Genomic DNA, 14,552 nt, shown 5'->3' with positions numbered 1-14,552 from the left:
TTGTTCGCGTTGTTCGGCCAGTTCGTCATCGGAGAACTCCTAAACCAGTCGCGCCCAGTCATCCTCGACGACGAGCTGCTGGATGAGGGGGTTCGTCTCGATCTCCTCGATGGTAAGTCGGAGATACGCGGTAATCCCTTCCTGCGGACCCGACGCGTCGGCGAGCAGGTCGTCGACACGGTCGGCGAACGCCTCCTGCTCTCGGGTGAGTATCTCGAGATAGAGACGCTCCTTCGAGTCGAAGAACTGATAGAACGTCCCGTTGGCGATGCCGACCGGATCGGTGAGGTCCGAGATGGTCGTCTTCTTCAGGCCGTAACGAGCGAACAGCTTCCGACCGGTATCCAGTAGTTCGCTCCGGATGTAGGCCCATTTCTCGTCGCTGAAGCCGGCCATCATTTCTGTTCCGGCCCCGTTTCAGGGCTTTCGCGCACGTCGCCGTAGTACTTCGTCAGGCCGTTGGCTTGAGTCACTGGCACAGATATTCTTACTTGACATTCGGTTAGAAAGAATATGATTATATTGTTCATTTATTCATATACTTTTCACTAGAAATATCTGGCTCTTTCGGTCGATTCCGGCCGCTCTGAGCAGGCTGTATGAGGCTAACGGTCACTTGTCCAGTATGTCCTTTCACGGTGTCCTCGCCTGTAAATTGCCGAACATCTCTCACTTAGCAAACAGTTCGTGGGGTCCGCGGTGTGGACGGTGATTTTCTTTTTGCTCGGTAGAGGTTTGTCGTTTCGCTCGTTCGACGACTCTTCCGGCAAACCCCCAGAATCAAATCGCTAGAACCCAGTCAATTGCCTCCTCCACGCAACCGTCAAATGAGAAGATAGTTTGAGGATTATTTTCGGAGTGGCATCAATAGCGAACCGCTGTACTAAGCCCATTTCACCGCCAACCAGTATGAATAGAAGGCACGCATCAATACCATCTTCTGAGGTTGTGGGGAGTTGAGACTACAGCGGGTTTAGCGGGGCTGTGATGCGTTTTTTCGGCCGAATCGATGAGTAGAAACTGATTCAGATCGCTTTCTGGCCGGACGTTATAGTTGGATAGTCAACTCATCCGGGCTGTTTCCGAGACTGCGGGCAGTGTAGCCACTCAGACGTCGCGCTACCACGGTTAGAGATCTCCGCTATCCGATGCCGGTTTCCTTCTTCACAGCGTAAGCGTGTTGTCGGCCGTTACGATCGGCGAATGTTCATACTCACCGGTCAACTCGACCTGTACCAGCAAATCGACTGGTCGCCAGATAGAGTACAGCAGACACGCAAACGCGAAGTAAAAGAAGTGAAGCCCGAAATCCTTCGACGTCGCCGCCATGAGCCGCTTTATCGATCTGCAGCTGCTCTCAATCTCCCAGCGATAGCCGTACTCCGTGAGGTGACCACTCCCACAATTCGTCATGAACACCGAGTATTGCCGGTGGTCTTCGTGCTCGAAGTCCTCTTTCCGACGGTAGATTAGCGTCGTCTCATGCCACTCGTTCTTGCCGAGGTGGAGCTTCCGGTCGGTTTCGTAGCGGTCTTGACCACGTCGGAGCAACCGCTTTGCCTGCGCTTTCTCACTGGTCTGCATCCGCTTGGGAACGACGTAGGAGAGCCCGCGCTGGCTGATTCTCTCCAGAACGTGCTGGCTATCCAACTCCCTGTCCGTCAGCACGTAATCGACGTGGACGAGCTCTTCAGCCGAATCTAGCAAATCCTCGACGATTTCCAGTCGTGACTTGCCTTTCCGTACCGAACGGGCATCGAGGACCAGCGGGACGGCGTTGCCGACTAACTGGACGATCGCCCACTGGGAAGGGTACTCGTCGGTCTTCTCCTTCGTCCCGATGATCTCGTCCTCGTGGCCCGCGCGGTTACCTGTGAAAGAATCAGCTTCAGTAATGTCGATCGCGACGATTCCGGCTCGAAAGAACTGCTCTGTCTCGGCAACTTCGTTCAGGAGCCGAGTGATGGCCTGCCGGTACATCTCTCGCACTTGGTCAACCGAGAGGTCGCGGATGTGCTCACGGTGGGCGTGGCCCAGCGGTGTTCGATCCCGGGTCGACTCGTAGAGAAAACTGCGAGCCCCTTCGTTCGCAGCCAGCCGCTCGCGAAGTCCGAGATACATTTGTAAGTCCCAATACGCGTTCTCGTGGATTTCCACTCCTTGCCACGGTCCAGCTAGAACGCCGGGAAGACGACGCGGCTGACGTGATCGCTGATCTTCGCTGCTTCTGCCAAAACGGTCTGGTCGTCCGGATCGATCGGCCCAGACTCGTCGTTATGATACTGGAGCTTCCGTTCCGGGTCACGAGGTACCGCAATACCGGCGTTCTGTGCGTTGATTAGGAGCGTCCGAGCCGTTCTTTCGACTGTCTCACGGAGGTCGGCACTGAAGCGCTTGTTCCAACTGCGCCAGAGTGTCGACTGGTCGGGAACGGAACCGAACCCGAGCGAGCGACGGGTTTCTGAGTGTTGCCGGAGATACTCGACGAGCGCGGTTTCGTGGCCCCAGCCGTGTATCTCTTTCAGCAGGAACGCCCTGAAGAGCTGTGACATCTCGTATCGAGCCGGACCGGAGTACTGGTCGTGGGGACTGAACTCCGCGTAGGACAGTGGATACTGACAGACGAACCCCTCAACCGAGTCGTGGGCGTTGTGCTCGAACCAGATTCCCGAGACGGTCCGGAAATCTTCAGTGAGCGCCGGCAGTGAACTCCGATCGTGCAGTGGCGTCGAGTCATACGCCGGCCAGTCGAGATGCTGTGTTGTCGCTATTGAACGGGAGACGTCGCGTCGAGAGACAGAATTCGGTGCCATCGGGGACACGTCTGCCGTTCCGGGCCAATGATATGGCGCTCTCTCCGACGCTCACGTATGGGATTCAGGCCTCCTCAGCTTCGGGGTCGTTCACAGACAGCAATCCCGTCGCCATCAGCCGTCGCGTGATCGCGACCAGCCCGTTGTCGAATGCGCGGCCAAAGACGCCTTGTTCGTGTCCCGACCACGACCCACCCGGCCCGACGGGGCCTTTCACTGGGTCCTCGGGGTCGTGATGTTCCTGTTCACGCTCGTGATGACGTACGTGCTGGCCGGCGACCCGACGAGCCTGCTGGCCTGGCTGTGGACGGGTGCGGGCGCCATCGCGACCGGGACCCTACTGCCGCCGATTAACCGCCGGATACGGCAGCGCGGGTCGATAACGGAGTTCGGCTGGCAGACCGAGACGGACGAGCGAATCGTCCATGACGGCGTCCAGTACCGCCTGCTCATCGTTCGTTGACGACGCCGTCGAGCGGTCCTACGAGAAGTATTTCGCCGTCGCCGGCGCGCGCGTGACGACGAACGAGTCCGGACAAAACTACTACTGCGAGGCGTGTACCACCACGGAGTTGTCGACCAGCGCGGACCGCGAACTGGCCGAGCTACTCGACGACGAGGAACGGGAGTCCGACCGGGAGCGTGCCTGAGCACGATTGGCGCCGCCCAGACGCCGGAGCGGGCAGTGAGCGAATCTCGGGAAAATCGAACGCGGTCGGCAGCTGCAGGGGCTAGCTCGTCAGCCGGTAGACGACGCCGTCCTGCTGTGAGAGGGGGTCCTCGGCAAGCGCCGCCCGGGTTCCGAGCAGGTAGCTGTCGCCGTCGACCTGGCACAGCGAGAGCACCTGAATGTCGAGCCCGCCCTCAACCCGGCCCTCCCGAGTCGGCCACCGTCCGGAGTCCTGTGGTGTGGCCGCGATGAGACGCCTCGCGGCACTCCTAAAAGAGCTCGTGAAGACGCCGAAGAGATACTCGTCATGCAGGGTGCCGATGTCGCCCGTGTGGACGTAGCCGCCGATGACGGCGAAGCCGATGGCGTCGCCATCGTCGTAGAAGTGGGGGAACTCCAGGACGGGGTCGATGAGCGGCTCCCCGCGGTCGGATTCCCTGACACACTCCCCGCCGGTGCTGGTGCCCAATTGCGGGTCGTGACAGTGAAAGCCATCCTTGAGCGGCCAGCCGTAGTTGCCGCCCCGCTCGATGACGTTGACCTCCTCCCAGGTGGCCTGGCCCACGTCGCCGACGATGAGGCGGTCGTCGCTGAAGGCCATCTTCCAGGGGTTTCGCAGCCCCCATGCGTACAGTTCGTCGCAGCCCTCGGACCCCACCAGCGGGTTGTCCTCGGAGATACCGTAGGCCAGGTCGCCGGTCTGGCCGTCCATGTCGATGCGGATAATACAGCCCTTGAGGGTGTCGAGGTCCTGTCCGTTGAAGGGGTTCAGCCCGTCGCCCAGCGCCCCGTAGAGGTAGCCGCCGGGGCCGAACTCGATGGTGCCGGACTGGTGGATGGCACGCTCCCACGGCATGTCCAGCAGGACGCGCTCGCTCGACGTATCCACACCGGCCCCGGTCCGCGGTGACGGTGAACTCGGACAGTATCTCGCGGTGGTCCAGTGCGGGGTCGTCGGTGGGTGTGCTGTAGCGGACGTACAGCTTCCGGTTGTCCGCGAAGTCGGGGTGGAAGGCAAGTCCCAGCAGCCTGCGCTCGTCGTAGGCAATCCAGTTCGGCAGGTCCTCTCCGAGAGCCACGATGCGGTCTGAGAGGTCCAGGAACGGTGGCGACTCGACGCCGTCGTCGCCGAGTTCGTACACCTGCCCGACCTAGTCAAGGACAAACTCCCGCTCGTCGACCGCGACCAGCGCGTTCGGCGAGACCAGCCCCGTCGCGACGGTCTCGACGCCCACGATCGGCCCCTGCTCGAAGTAGTTGTTCGGGCCTTCGTCCTGTCTCGGGCCCGGACCAGGGGCGTCCGTCCTGGCGCCGGTCGGGGTGGCCGTCTCGCCCGCCCCGTCGCGGCCGCCGGAGGAACAACCCGCGAGCGCACCGGTCACGCCCACCGCACCGAGGATCCACAACAGTGTCCGCCGTGAGAGCAACGAATTCTGGCGCCCCCTGAGCGCCTGTTTTCGATTTATACGGTTTGGAAGTTCCGAAACTATTTATCGGTTAATCGGTCCCACCCGGTGACGATGTGGCCACTACCCGCTCCCAGGCCGGACACCGGCGCTCGGGGGGCGCTCGCGGCCGGGCGCGGACCCTGGAGAAGTTCGTCGGGACCTTCTGAGTCCGCCCTGCAGTCGTACCGTCGGGTCCCGAGTGTTGCTGTCGGGGCGACTACCCGTCCGCGTCTGTAATGAGACGCTTCATAATCGGGTGGACGTTCAGCACGTGCATCAGGATAGCGCCGAAACAGAGCAACATTCCGCCAGCGGCAAAGAGCACGGAGACGAGAAGCTGGGAGGCGGCGAGGGTCCCGGTGTCGACATACCTGGTCAACAGAAAGACTGTGACCGCGATACCCATCACCGTCGAGAGGACACCGGGGGTCCCGACCACCAGCAGCGGTCGGCCATACTCGACGGTCCAGGCGATGTTCCGGACTAGGTCGTAGCCGTGTGAGAGCGAGCCCTGGGTGCTTGAGTTCTCGATGTCGTAGTATATCGTCGTCGGGACCTCAACGACGGAGAGGCGGGCCTTGTGGGCGTGATAGAGGATGTCCGTACTCGCGCCCATGTTGTTGCCTATCATCGGGTCGGCCGCGAGCGAGCGGGCGGCCCGATGGCTGTAGGACCGGTAGCCGCTCTGGGTGTCGTGGACGAACCCGCTCGGGCGCAGCTTGCCCATGCTCACGTTCGTCAACCCGTTGATGACGGCGAGCCCGATAGACCGGACCAGCGGTATCTTCGTGTCGCGCTCGCCGACATAGCGGCTGCCGATGACGATGTCGGTCCCATCGCGCTCCTGGGTCTCGACGAGCACCGGGATGTCGGACGGGTCGTGCTGGCCGTCCGCGTCGATGACGACCAGATGCTGGGCGTCCCGGTCGTCGGCCGTCCGAAACAGCGTCTTGAGCGCCCCGCCGTAGCCGCGGTTTATTTGGTGGACGACGACGGACGCCCCGGCCTCGCGGGCCCGGACCGCCGTGTTGTCGCCGCTCCCGTCGTCAACGACAACTACGTCGTCGGCGAAGGCCGCCGCCCGCTCAACGATATCGGCGATGGTCGAGGCGGCGTTGTACGCCGGGATACCCACCACGACACGGGGGTCAGCCGACGGCGTCGACCACGCCTCCGGAATCGCCACGACCTCGTAGTCCGCCCGTTCGTAGGCCGCCGCCGTTCGGTCGTAGTCGATACGGAGGCAGTCACGCGTTTGGAGGACGATACCGGGCAGCCCACGCTCCCGGGCGGTCGCCGAGAGGTGTCTGAGGAGTTCGCTGTGGGTCGGGCCCTCGGCCGGCTGCTCGACGACCATGGCACCCAGCGATTCGAGCTTCGACAGCAGTTCCGACTCCCCGGCGCGCTCGTCGCAGGTCACCAGCGCGGCGTAGCCCCGCTGGCTGGCCCGGACGACCGTCCGCAGACCGGCGTCCTCGCTGCGCGGCGTCAGAACGACGCCGATGGCGGCCCCGGACAGCGACCGCGCTCCGTCTGCCCCATCCACCAAGGCACCGTCCGTCTGTGGACGGTCAGGGAGCGAGAGCAGGGGAAGTTGCAGCTGCGACCGGCCGAACAGCTGCTCCGGTCGCAGGGATAGCTGCGTCTCGGTACCCGTCTCGTCCCGTACCGTCGCCCGCAGTCTGTCGTCGGCCGCCGACAACAGCTCCACTCCCGGCTCGGACAATTCCGTCGCGGTCGGCCCAGATAGGATGTAGCCAAAGCGCAGCGCCGCCTCGGGCCTGACGGTGCCGGTGACGGTGACCGCACCGCCAGACCCGAACGACTTTTGCCCGTCGGTCGAGGTCAGCGCGTGAGTCGACGGGATTCGGTCGGTGACCCGCACTCCATTGGGTTCGGTGCCGGTCGTGGTCGCCGTCACGATGGCGAGCTGGCGTTCGTCGCCGATGGCGACCAGCGAGCGAACCACAGCCACATCGCTCGCGGTGACCACCCCATCGGTGACGGGGTGTCCAAGGTCGGCTGTTGGTTGCTCACTCATAAATACCACGTCCCACTAGGTTACGTACCAGCTATTAAACGACAAGTCAGATATAGATATCGTATCGGATAGTGGCTGCCGGTCGAGTCACGACCCCGGCGTGACGGTGAGCCAGATGTGGACCTGCCGGAGCGGGCTGTCGGTGCCCTGCCGTGGCAACGATTGGAGCGGGATGATATAGAAGCTCGCATCGTGCCGACGGAGAACGGCCGTCTGGACCGCGAGAGCTTCAAAACGGCCGTCAGTGGTGCGGAAATGGTGTGTTTCAGTGCGCTCACGTGGACACACGGGACCAAACTACCCGTTGCGGAACTGGTCGATATCGCACATGACGCGGGTGTGTTCGCACTGGTCGACGCCGTGCAGGTTCCCGGCCAACTGCCGATGAACGTCTCCGCGTGGGGCGCAGACGCCGTCGCCGCAGCGAGCCACAAGTGGCTGTTCGGGCTCTGGGGTGGTGGGTTCCTCTACGTCAACGGGGACGTTGCCGATTCGCTCCACCCCCGAACCGTCGGCTATCGAAGTGTTGAGACACCGACTGCAGACCCGTTTGAGTACGCGGAAGGCGCGCGAAAGTTCGAGGTTGGGCCTGCGAATCCGCACCACACGTGGCGCTCAGAGAGGCAATCGACACTGTCGAAAACGTTGGCGTCGACCGTATCGAGTCTCGTATCCATGCGCCGGCATCTCGATGTACATCAAAGGTGCCCAGTGAGTGGCTACCGAGTCCGAAAACACCCGAATCAGGCCTCTTAACCGTCGACGTCGACGACCCAGAAAAGACCGTCGAGCGTCTGGCCAGTAAGGGTATCGTCGTCCGGTCGTTGCCACAGCCGTCGGCGGTACGAGCGTCGATACACGCCGTCAATACCGAATCAGAGATAGACCGTCTCGCAGCGACCCCAGAAACATCGTTTTGAGATTCTTTGTCAATCATGCTAACGGGAGTGTGAGGGTGACGATAAGTCCTCTTGGCGTGTCGTTCTCGAATTCCACGTCGCCGCCGAGGCCGGTCAGAACCCACTCGACGAGCCACAGACCGATTCCCTCCGTATGGACCAGTGGCGTTTCCTCTCCGGAATCAAGTGCAGCCAGTTGCACGTCAGTAATGCCCGGTCCGTTGTCCCGAATGACCAGAGATGCTTTCGAATGCTCCGGATCAGCAGTGAGTAGAACTGATACCTCCGGTTCGTCTTGATCGCAGTGGACCACAGCGTTCGTCAGGAGTTCGTTGACGGCGACTTCGAGTTCGCCGCCGCCTTCGACAAACAGTTCTGATGGTGTCTCGAGCGTTATCGATGCCGCGGAATTCTCTGAGTGTACCGTATCGCGTTCGCGCTGGAGGACTGAAACAAGGTCGATAGTGTGTGTCTCGTCGATTGACTCAAGGGCCGATGTCACCTGCGTGGTCTTCCGGCTCAACGAGTCAAGTTGCGCCGTGGCCTCAGAGATCTCATCGATTGAACCTTCGGCCGGCGTTCCGGTGACTTCCGAACGAAGGAGATCGAGGTGACCGTGGATGACAGTGAGTTTGTTCCGTAGGTTGTGACGGAACAGCCGCTGGAAGACCTGCAACACTTGCTGTTGGATACGCGACTCGGTGATATCTGAGTGGATGGCCACGTACCCCGCCGTCTCACCATCGCGTGTCTTGTAGGGCGTAATCGTCTGATACGCGTGGTAGAACTCGCCGTTCCTGCGCTGGTCGATGATAGACTCTTCCCAAACCTCCTCTGCCTCCAGTGTTCGATACAGTCGGTCGAAATACTCGTCGTCCATCTGTCCGGAGTTCAGAATCTGGGGCGTAGCGCCGACTGCCTCGTTCCTGTCGTAGCCTGTGATGCGTTCGAATGCTGGATTAACGTACTGTATGACGCTGTCCGTATCAGTGATATACACGCCGGTAGCGGCGTACTCCAGCGCCTGGGAGAGCCGTCTAAGCTCCCGCTCGTAACTGTCCCGCTCCGTGATATCAAGCATGACACCGATAATCAGGCTCCCCGAAGCGGTCTCGACTCGGCTGCCGTACACCTCGACAACGACTGTGTCGTGCTCCGGGTGCGTCCCACGAAACGTGTAGTGGCTCGACTCTTCGACACCCCGCTCACGGCGACAAATCCGCTCACGGACGCGCTCATGATCCTCAGGGGCCACGACGTCGAAAACCGACGTGCCGGTCAGTGCCTCAGGGGTCGTCCCAAATATCTCTGCCACACGCTCGTTGACGTAGGTGAATTTCCTGTCCTCGACAGTGTAGACACCGATGATATCCTGCTCGACGAGCCGTTCGTACCGCTTGCGAAGTAACTCCGCATCCCCCGAGGCCGGCGAGGCCGCCACTCGGTTGAGACACGGGCATAGACAACGGGGATTGGCTGCCACCGACTCTTTAGCACGGATGTCCGCGAGTGTGCTCAGGTCGATTTCGTCGGCGACGGCGTCGAACGGGCGCTCGTGGAGGAGCACGAGCGGGAGGTCCGGCATCACATCTTTGACCATGTCGACGAAGTTCGCAAGCCCGTCTTCGACAGCCCCCTCGGAGAACACGAGACAGGAGATGTCACCTCGGTCGAGGTATGCATGCGCCTCGGATGGCGTCGCTGGCGTCTCGACTGTGGCGTCGACACACGCTGATAGCTCTGCCGCCGTGTCCTTGGCAAACTTTGTCTCAGCAGCTAACAAAAGTACTCGATGGGGTACCACCGTTCATCATGAGTCTCTCAGACGGCTACTTAACTATGCCCGATAGCATCAAGAGGGCGTATTCGAGCGACGAACGGGCAAGGTGACGTTGACGCCGATGTCAGTGTGAATGGTCTGGAGAGCGCTGGTGGGACGCGACAAGAGACACGAAATTGTCGAACACTCCAGATGACTCTCGGGCGGCCGCGACCGACTCGTCTGTAATCGTCGCCAGTACTGACGCTCGCCGGTCCTCAGAGAGGTCCTTGTTGCCGATGACCCATTCGGCCGTTTCGCGGTCATACTCAGGATGGAACTGAACGCCGTAGCGTGTCCCGAGTCTGAAGGCCTGTATACCGTATTCGTTTCTCGCCAGTTTGACACTGCCCGGCGGGAGTTCAGCCACTCTGTCCGAGTGGGTCTGGAACGCGGTAAACGAGGATGGAATATCGGCAAACAACGGATCGTCACCCCGCCGGCGAACGGTTCGGTGCGACGTTCGAACACGGTCGTATCGAAAGTGCCACGCTTGACAGCAATCCCATTGAGCTCTCGCTGGCGGCCGGTGAGACGATACGGACGCAGGCACTCATCGTGGCGACCGGCGCGAGCGCTCGCTGGGTCGGTGCGGAGAACGAAGCAGAGCTGATGGGCTATGGGCTTTCAACGTGTGCCACCTGCGACGGGGTATTTTACCGCGGGCACGATGTACTCATCGTCGGCGGTGGCGACTCCGCGATGGAAGAAGCGCTGTTCCTCGCGAAGTTCGCTGATTCGGTCACAGTTGTCCACCGGCGAGAAGAGCTTCGTGCGTCGGATACCATGGCCAGACGCGCACGCGATCACGATGCTATCAGTTTCCGCTGGAACACGGAACTGGAGTCCATCCACGGTTCTCAAGCGGACGGTGTGACGGGCGCGACGCTTATTTCCGACCCCGACGGATATCCAACAAAGCAAGTCGCTGACGGGGCCGATATCAAGCGAGAGAGCGTCGATATACAGGGCGTATTCTACGCTATCGGTCATACGCCGAACACAGAGTTTCTGACAGATACGCCAGTCAAGCTCGACTCGGCGGACTACATCCAAACCCAAACGAACGCAGCAGGACGGATGACAGCCAAGACTGGCGTCGACGGCGTCTTTGCTGCTGGCGACGTCGCAGATCGACATACCGACAGGCCATAACGGCCGCCGGAACCGGAAGCATGGCAGCTCTTGATGCGGAAGCGTTCCTCGGTTCCAAACCTCCGAGCAGGCAGTCGAGTCCGATCACCTGGTTCAGTAATACCTGCTGGGGCAACACCGAATAGGGACCATTGAATAACACCTACTGCTGGTGCGGTGAATCTCATCGCGAACGAGAGCCCGAATTTCTTGCTCTGGGAGGCATGTATCATTGGGAATATCCGGTTCCTCGAGTGGTTCGAGTTCTTGGGCAGCGCTTGGAGCCGTTCGTCTTCGGCTTCGGCGTAGAAATAGTGCTCACGACGATCATCGTAGAGCGCTCGCAACGTTGATTCGGCAACAGGTGTTCCATCAACTGCTTCAGCGCAGGTGTAGCCTTACTCAACGCGTTCAAGAGCCCGTCGAATAGTCAGGAACTCGTCGGCGTTGACCTAGAGATAGCCGTCTTCGACATCGAACCCAGCTGGGGCCGTCCCGTCCATCGGCCAGCCTCTCTCGCAGCGTCGATACCGGATTGAATTCGACGGAGCTTCTGTTTGTGCTCAACCCGGGCGAGGTCGCCCATCGCACCGGCAATCAGCTGGCTCACCGCTCTGTCGGTAAGGTCATCGTCAAGGCTGATGGCGAGTCCGACTTCTAAATCTTGGATGCCCATTTCGTGGCTAAGACAGAATTCGAGGAAGTCGTGGATTTCTCCGGCGCCGAGTCGGGAAAGACGGGAGAGTTCGTGAACAATGACAACGTCGAGAATTCCGTTTTCAATATCTGACCGGAGGCGCTGGTACTCCTCACCGCGGTCAGAATCTGCACCACTGGTGATGTCTTCGTAGGCGTGAATCGCTGCCTGGTCGTACGTGTCGTCGGTAAACTCCCGCAGTTCATCGAGCTGTCGTTGTGGGTCTTGGTCTGTCGTCGAGACACAGGCGTAGCTGCCGATTTCGGACATACTTACTGCGGCCGCAACCGAGTGTATAAGTTATTCACCTTTTGTCGACCTCAGTAACTGTCACGGGGCAGCAGCACCGATATTATCGCTCGATCCAGCAAACGGGATATCAATTTCGAGCCCATCGTAGGTCAACAACGGTTTCTTTGCCTGCCCGGAGCCCCCTCCTTCGAACTCAATGACACCGATCGATTCGAGTTCAGTGAGATTCCGATGGACCTGTTTGTAGTCTCGGTCGACGAGTTCGGCAGCCTCGCGAATGCTGTCAGGGTCGTGATCCGAGATCGCCTCTAGCAGTTCCAGATTCTTTGGACTGAGGAGCCGACTGAGTGCGGTGTACGATTCGAAATTGAGCACTGGTTGGGCGTCCTCAAGATCTTGTCCCTCCTGTGCAGCCTCGATGCGACTGCGGGTACGCTGATCGAGACGGTCGCGTTCACCGACAGTGACTTTGAGCGTTGGCATAGTGTGAACCTCCTGGAGGCGCCCTACAGTGACCAGTCCCATGAGACGGGCGACAGTTCTTCAGCTTCCTCTTTGAATCGGTCATAGAGCGTGAGCATTCCGGGGAAATCGATATATTCGATATCGGTCTGAGTGTGGCGTTCGTGTCCTTTCTGTCGTTCGTGAGCGTTGTCGTATCGAATGATGGTTTCGCCACCAACTTCGCCGAGATGCAGACTGTAATCCCAGCCACAGGGGTACTTTTCATCGGCGGTCTGCCGGATGGTCACTACAACAACGTAGCCGTCCTCGACATCCCGCCAGTCTTCGATTGTCGTATAGGACGCCATCCGCTAACCTATGTTATTACCTCCATAAACATAAGCCTATGGAGTGAACCCCATAGAACGCGAAGATTCTGATCGGGACTTTTTGTGGTGACTGCTGGATTAATAAACTGGCCGGTTTTTGAACGATTCGTACAAACCGCTATCTACTGAATTTCTTCTTAAGCATTATTTTAGGTATTCGAATAAATATTGCTTGTAATATCAAGCGTGATAATTGGTGGTGCAGGAATAAATATCCTTAGCAGGTAGATGAGGTATGTCCAAAGCGACAACCGATGACGCGGGTACTCTCTCGCGAACAGTACTTTGTGTTGATAAGAGTGACCGAATCGATGCAGTGTCTGAAGCTATCGACGATGAAGAAACGTTGACTGCAGTGGAGGCGACGAGTGTCGAGGCAGCGACTGAAGTCATCGCCGAGGAGCCAGTAATTTGTGTCATCACGGCCTACGATCTGGTCGACGGTAGCGGGATGGACGTAATAAACACAGTCAGAGAACACGCCCCGCAGGTCCCCAGCGTCCTCTTTACTGACCTCCCGCCGAACGAGATAGACACTGCCTCTTTCGAGGAGACTATGGTCGAGTATCTGAACCGTGACCTTCCCGACGCCCACGACCGATTGGGCTTCGTGACGAACGATATTATTGAACACAGCGCCCAAGTCGGATTTCTCCGCCCCGACGACGAGGAAAAACGACTTGCTACACTGTCAGAGTACGACATCGAGGAACTGCCCATTGAGGAGAGCTTCGAGCGGCTTACCGACCTCATCGCCAGTCACTTCGATGTCGGAGTTGCGTTTGTCGGCCTCATCGAGGAAGACGAAGAGAACTTCCTCGCCTGTCACGGCGGCGACTTCGACTCGCTAACCCGTGAGGACACAATTTGTACCCACAGCATGTTACAGGATAACGTGATGGTCGTCGAGAACATTGCGACGGACAGCCGCTTCAGTAAGAACGAACAGTTGGAGAATCTTGGTATCGTCTCCTACGCGGGTGCGAACATGACCGCCCCCGACGGACAGGTTATCGGGCAAGTCTGTGCTATCGACTTCGAGGAACGGCACTACGATGCCGAAGAGCGCGCTGAACTGCAGGATTTCGCGGAGATGGCGATGGAAATTCTCGATCTTCGACAATCGCTTCGTTCGGCCCGTAATAAGGGGGCAAAACAGTGAGTCTCGCAAACGACGGATTCGAGACACCGTCACTGTCGCTGCCGCCCATTGATAGCGGGACGAGTATCTTGCTGACCGGCGACGACACCGAGGCGCTGCAGTCCGTGTTTTCTCACCTGATGGCGGCCGATGACGACGAGCGCTCTATTGTCCTCTCAACAAACGACGGCGGTCGTGCGATACAACGCAATCTAAACGATGTCCGTACTGGTGCCGGTTCGCGCGCATCCGTACTCACCTGCGAAGGGCCCGCAGTTGGTGACGACATCCAGTCGGTTGACGATATCAGCGACCTCACACGGCTCGGGATGGACTTCTCGACGCTCGTGGCGTCGGCACAACAACATTCCGACCGGTTCCGTTCGGGTATCTTGCTGTGTTCATCTATCGCGAGCGAAGTTGACGACACTCGCTCACTGTACCGCTTTCTCAACTCGAATTTCCTCACCGAGTTGCGTCGTGGAGAGGGTATCGGTGTCTGTGCGCTCGACACCAGTGCCGACATCGGAGCAGATATGAATAGCACAATTAAAGGCCTCCAGACCTCCTTTTCGGCACATGTCGAAGTCGAAAAAACCGGCCCAAGTCAAGCGACGCTCACTGTTGAGGGACTCGACCTGAACGAAGAGACAGTCGACGTGTCTCTGTAACCGAAAGCCCCTTGCCATGTTTTAGTCGTCTGTATTCAGTCTTTTACATGATTTTAGATAACAATAATTGTATGATTATCAACTACTGTAATTTGAGCAGAGGAGTCAAATCAGTCAGTCAATTATACGCGGTT

At 59.3% G+C, this 14,552-nt stretch carries 14 protein-coding genes and 4 pseudogenes; 7 read left to right on the top strand and 11 right to left on the bottom strand.

Features of this window, described 5'->3' with window-relative positions:
* Nucleotides 1-39 precede the first annotated feature (39 nt).
* From D3D01_RS24665 to D3D01_RS20105, 3 genes and pseudogenes are all read right to left on the bottom strand, one after another.
* Nucleotides 40-396, bottom strand: a complete 357-nt coding sequence (locus tag D3D01_RS24665) for a TetR/AcrR family transcriptional regulator (RefSeq protein ID WP_233563525.1) — start codon at nt 394-396, stop codon at nt 40-42.
* Between the two features lie 745 nt (nt 397-1,141).
* Nucleotides 1,142-2,813 (bottom strand): annotated as a pseudogene (locus D3D01_RS20110) (transposase).
* 64 nt (nt 2,814-2,877) lie between these two features.
* On the bottom strand, nt 2,878-3,030 hold the full coding sequence (locus tag D3D01_RS20105; RefSeq protein WP_199725520.1) for a hypothetical protein: 153 nt from the start codon (nt 3,028-3,030) through the stop codon (nt 2,878-2,880).
* Between the two features lie 18 nt (nt 3,031-3,048).
* Here D3D01_RS20105 and D3D01_RS20100 point away from each other — a divergent pair, with 18 nt between their 5' ends.
* Entirely contained in the window at nt 3,049-3,276 is a 228-nt protein-coding gene (locus D3D01_RS20100; protein WP_121513510.1) for a hypothetical protein, read from the top strand.
* Nucleotides 3,239-3,463 (top strand): hypothetical protein, encoded by a 225-nt coding sequence (locus tag D3D01_RS20095; RefSeq protein WP_121513509.1) that lies wholly within the window; start codon nt 3,239-3,241, stop codon nt 3,461-3,463. Before D3D01_RS20100 ends, D3D01_RS20095 begins: the two co-directional genes overlap by 38 nt.
* Nucleotides 3,464-3,544: 81 nt before the next feature.
* Here D3D01_RS20095 and D3D01_RS24305 read toward each other — a convergent pair whose 3' ends face one another.
* Complete coding sequence (locus D3D01_RS24305; protein ID WP_199725518.1) at nt 3,545-4,372, bottom strand: sorbosone dehydrogenase family protein; 828 nt, start codon at nt 4,370-4,372, stop codon at nt 3,545-3,547.
* On the opposite strand from D3D01_RS24305, the gene D3D01_RS24300 reads away from it, so the two are divergent.
* Nucleotides 4,338-4,574, top strand: coding sequence for a hypothetical protein (locus D3D01_RS24300; protein ID WP_199725516.1), 237 nt, complete (start codon nt 4,338-4,340; stop codon nt 4,572-4,574). The two genes, D3D01_RS24305 and D3D01_RS24300, sit on opposite strands and share 35 nt — an antisense overlap.
* Before the next feature lie 60 nt (nt 4,575-4,634).
* Here the strand turns inward: D3D01_RS24300 and D3D01_RS24295 are convergent, their stop codons facing one another.
* Both D3D01_RS24295 and D3D01_RS20085 read right to left on the bottom strand, forming a co-directional pair.
* Nucleotides 4,635-4,865, bottom strand: a complete 231-nt coding sequence (locus tag D3D01_RS24295) for a hypothetical protein (protein ID WP_199725514.1) — start codon at nt 4,863-4,865, stop codon at nt 4,635-4,637.
* Between the two features lie 283 nt (nt 4,866-5,148).
* Entirely contained in the window at nt 5,149-6,972 is a 1,824-nt protein-coding gene (locus D3D01_RS20085; protein ID WP_121513508.1) for a glycosyltransferase family 2 protein, read from the bottom strand.
* Between the two features lie 129 nt (nt 6,973-7,101).
* On the opposite strand from D3D01_RS20085, the pseudogene D3D01_RS20080 reads away from it, so the two are divergent.
* Nucleotides 7,102-7,892, top strand: a pseudogene (locus D3D01_RS20080) (aminotransferase class V-fold PLP-dependent enzyme); the annotation flags it as partial.
* 13 nt (nt 7,893-7,905) lie between these two features.
* On the opposite strand, the gene D3D01_RS20075 reads toward D3D01_RS20080, so the two are convergent.
* Nucleotides 7,906-9,675: a PAS domain-containing sensor histidine kinase gene (locus D3D01_RS20075; RefSeq protein WP_147439960.1), complete on the bottom strand. Its 1,770-nt coding sequence runs from the start codon at nt 9,673-9,675 to the stop codon at nt 7,906-7,908.
* Between the two features lie 100 nt (nt 9,676-9,775).
* Nucleotides 9,776-10,147, bottom strand: a pseudogene (locus tag D3D01_RS20070) (type 1 glutamine amidotransferase); the annotation flags it as partial.
* Between D3D01_RS20070 and D3D01_RS20065 the strand changes: the two are divergent.
* Nucleotides 10,135-10,970: pseudogene (locus D3D01_RS20065) on the top strand (NAD(P)/FAD-dependent oxidoreductase); the annotation flags it as partial. The pseudogenes D3D01_RS20070 and D3D01_RS20065 sit on opposite strands and share 13 nt — an antisense overlap.
* Before the next feature lie 284 nt (nt 10,971-11,254).
* Here the strand turns inward: D3D01_RS20065 and D3D01_RS20060 are convergent.
* The 3 genes from D3D01_RS20060 to D3D01_RS20050 are packed head-to-tail and all read right to left on the bottom strand — an operon-like array spanning nt 11,255 to nt 12,585.
* Nucleotides 11,255-11,791 carry a recombinase family protein gene (locus D3D01_RS20060; protein WP_233563519.1) on the bottom strand — a complete coding sequence of 179 codons (537 nt, stop codon included), beginning with the start codon at nt 11,789-11,791 and terminating at the stop codon, nt 11,255-11,257.
* A 60-nt stretch (nt 11,792-11,851) separates the two neighbouring features.
* Nucleotides 11,852-12,256 (bottom strand): transcriptional regulator, encoded by a 405-nt coding sequence (locus D3D01_RS20055; RefSeq protein WP_121513524.1) that lies wholly within the window; start codon nt 12,254-12,256, stop codon nt 11,852-11,854.
* Nucleotides 12,257-12,279: 23 nt separating this feature from the next.
* Nucleotides 12,280-12,585 carry a DUF6516 family protein gene (locus tag D3D01_RS20050; RefSeq protein WP_121513506.1) on the bottom strand — a complete coding sequence of 102 codons (306 nt, stop codon included), beginning with the start codon at nt 12,583-12,585 and terminating at the stop codon, nt 12,280-12,282.
* 256 nt (nt 12,586-12,841) lie between these two features.
* Here D3D01_RS20050 and D3D01_RS20045 point away from each other — a divergent pair, with 256 nt between their 5' ends.
* Nucleotides 12,842-13,768 carry a GAF domain-containing protein gene (locus D3D01_RS20045; RefSeq protein ID WP_121513505.1) on the top strand — a complete coding sequence of 309 codons (927 nt, stop codon included), beginning with the start codon at nt 12,842-12,844 and terminating at the stop codon, nt 13,766-13,768.
* On the top strand, nt 13,765-14,418 hold the full coding sequence (locus D3D01_RS20040) for a hypothetical protein (protein WP_121513504.1): 654 nt from the start codon (nt 13,765-13,767) through the stop codon (nt 14,416-14,418). The genes D3D01_RS20045 and D3D01_RS20040 overlap by 4 nt, the downstream gene beginning before the upstream one ends.
* The last annotated feature ends 134 nt before the right edge of the window (nt 14,419-14,552 follow it).

It is taken from the genome of Haloarcula sp. Atlit-7R (assembly GCF_003666065.1).
GTDB classification, from domain to species: domain Archaea; phylum Halobacteriota; class Halobacteria; order Halobacteriales; family Haloarculaceae; genus Haloarcula; species Haloarcula taiwanensis.
Note: the sequence above shows the minus strand (reverse complement) of the source record. Positions and strands in the feature narration are given on the sequence as shown.

Coding starts and splice junctions, on each gene's coding strand:
- D3D01_RS24665 (WP_233563525.1), bottom strand. CDS start 396: ATGGCCGGCTTCAGCGACGAGAAATGGGCCTACATCCGGAGCGAACTA.
- D3D01_RS20100 (WP_121513510.1), top strand. CDS start 3,049: ATGTTCCTGTTCACGCTCGTGATGACGTACGTGCTGGCCGGCGACCCG.
- D3D01_RS20095 (WP_121513509.1), top strand. CDS start 3,239: ATGACGGCGTCCAGTACCGCCTGCTCATCGTTCGTTGACGACGCCGTC.
- D3D01_RS24300 (WP_199725516.1), top strand. CDS start 4,338: ATGTCCAGCAGGACGCGCTCGCTCGACGTATCCACACCGGCCCCGGTC.
- D3D01_RS20085 (WP_121513508.1), bottom strand. CDS start 6,972: ATGAGTGAGCAACCAACAGCCGACCTTGGACACCCCGTCACCGATGGG.
- D3D01_RS20060 (WP_233563519.1), bottom strand. CDS start 11,791: ATGTCCGAAATCGGCAGCTACGCCTGTGTCTCGACGACAGACCAAGAC.
- D3D01_RS20055 (WP_121513524.1), bottom strand. CDS start 12,256: ATGCCAACGCTCAAAGTCACTGTCGGTGAACGCGACCGTCTCGATCAG.
- D3D01_RS20050 (WP_121513506.1), bottom strand. CDS start 12,585: ATGGCGTCCTATACGACAATCGAAGACTGGCGGGATGTCGAGGACGGC.
- D3D01_RS20045 (WP_121513505.1), top strand. CDS start 12,842: ATGTCCAAAGCGACAACCGATGACGCGGGTACTCTCTCGCGAACAGTA.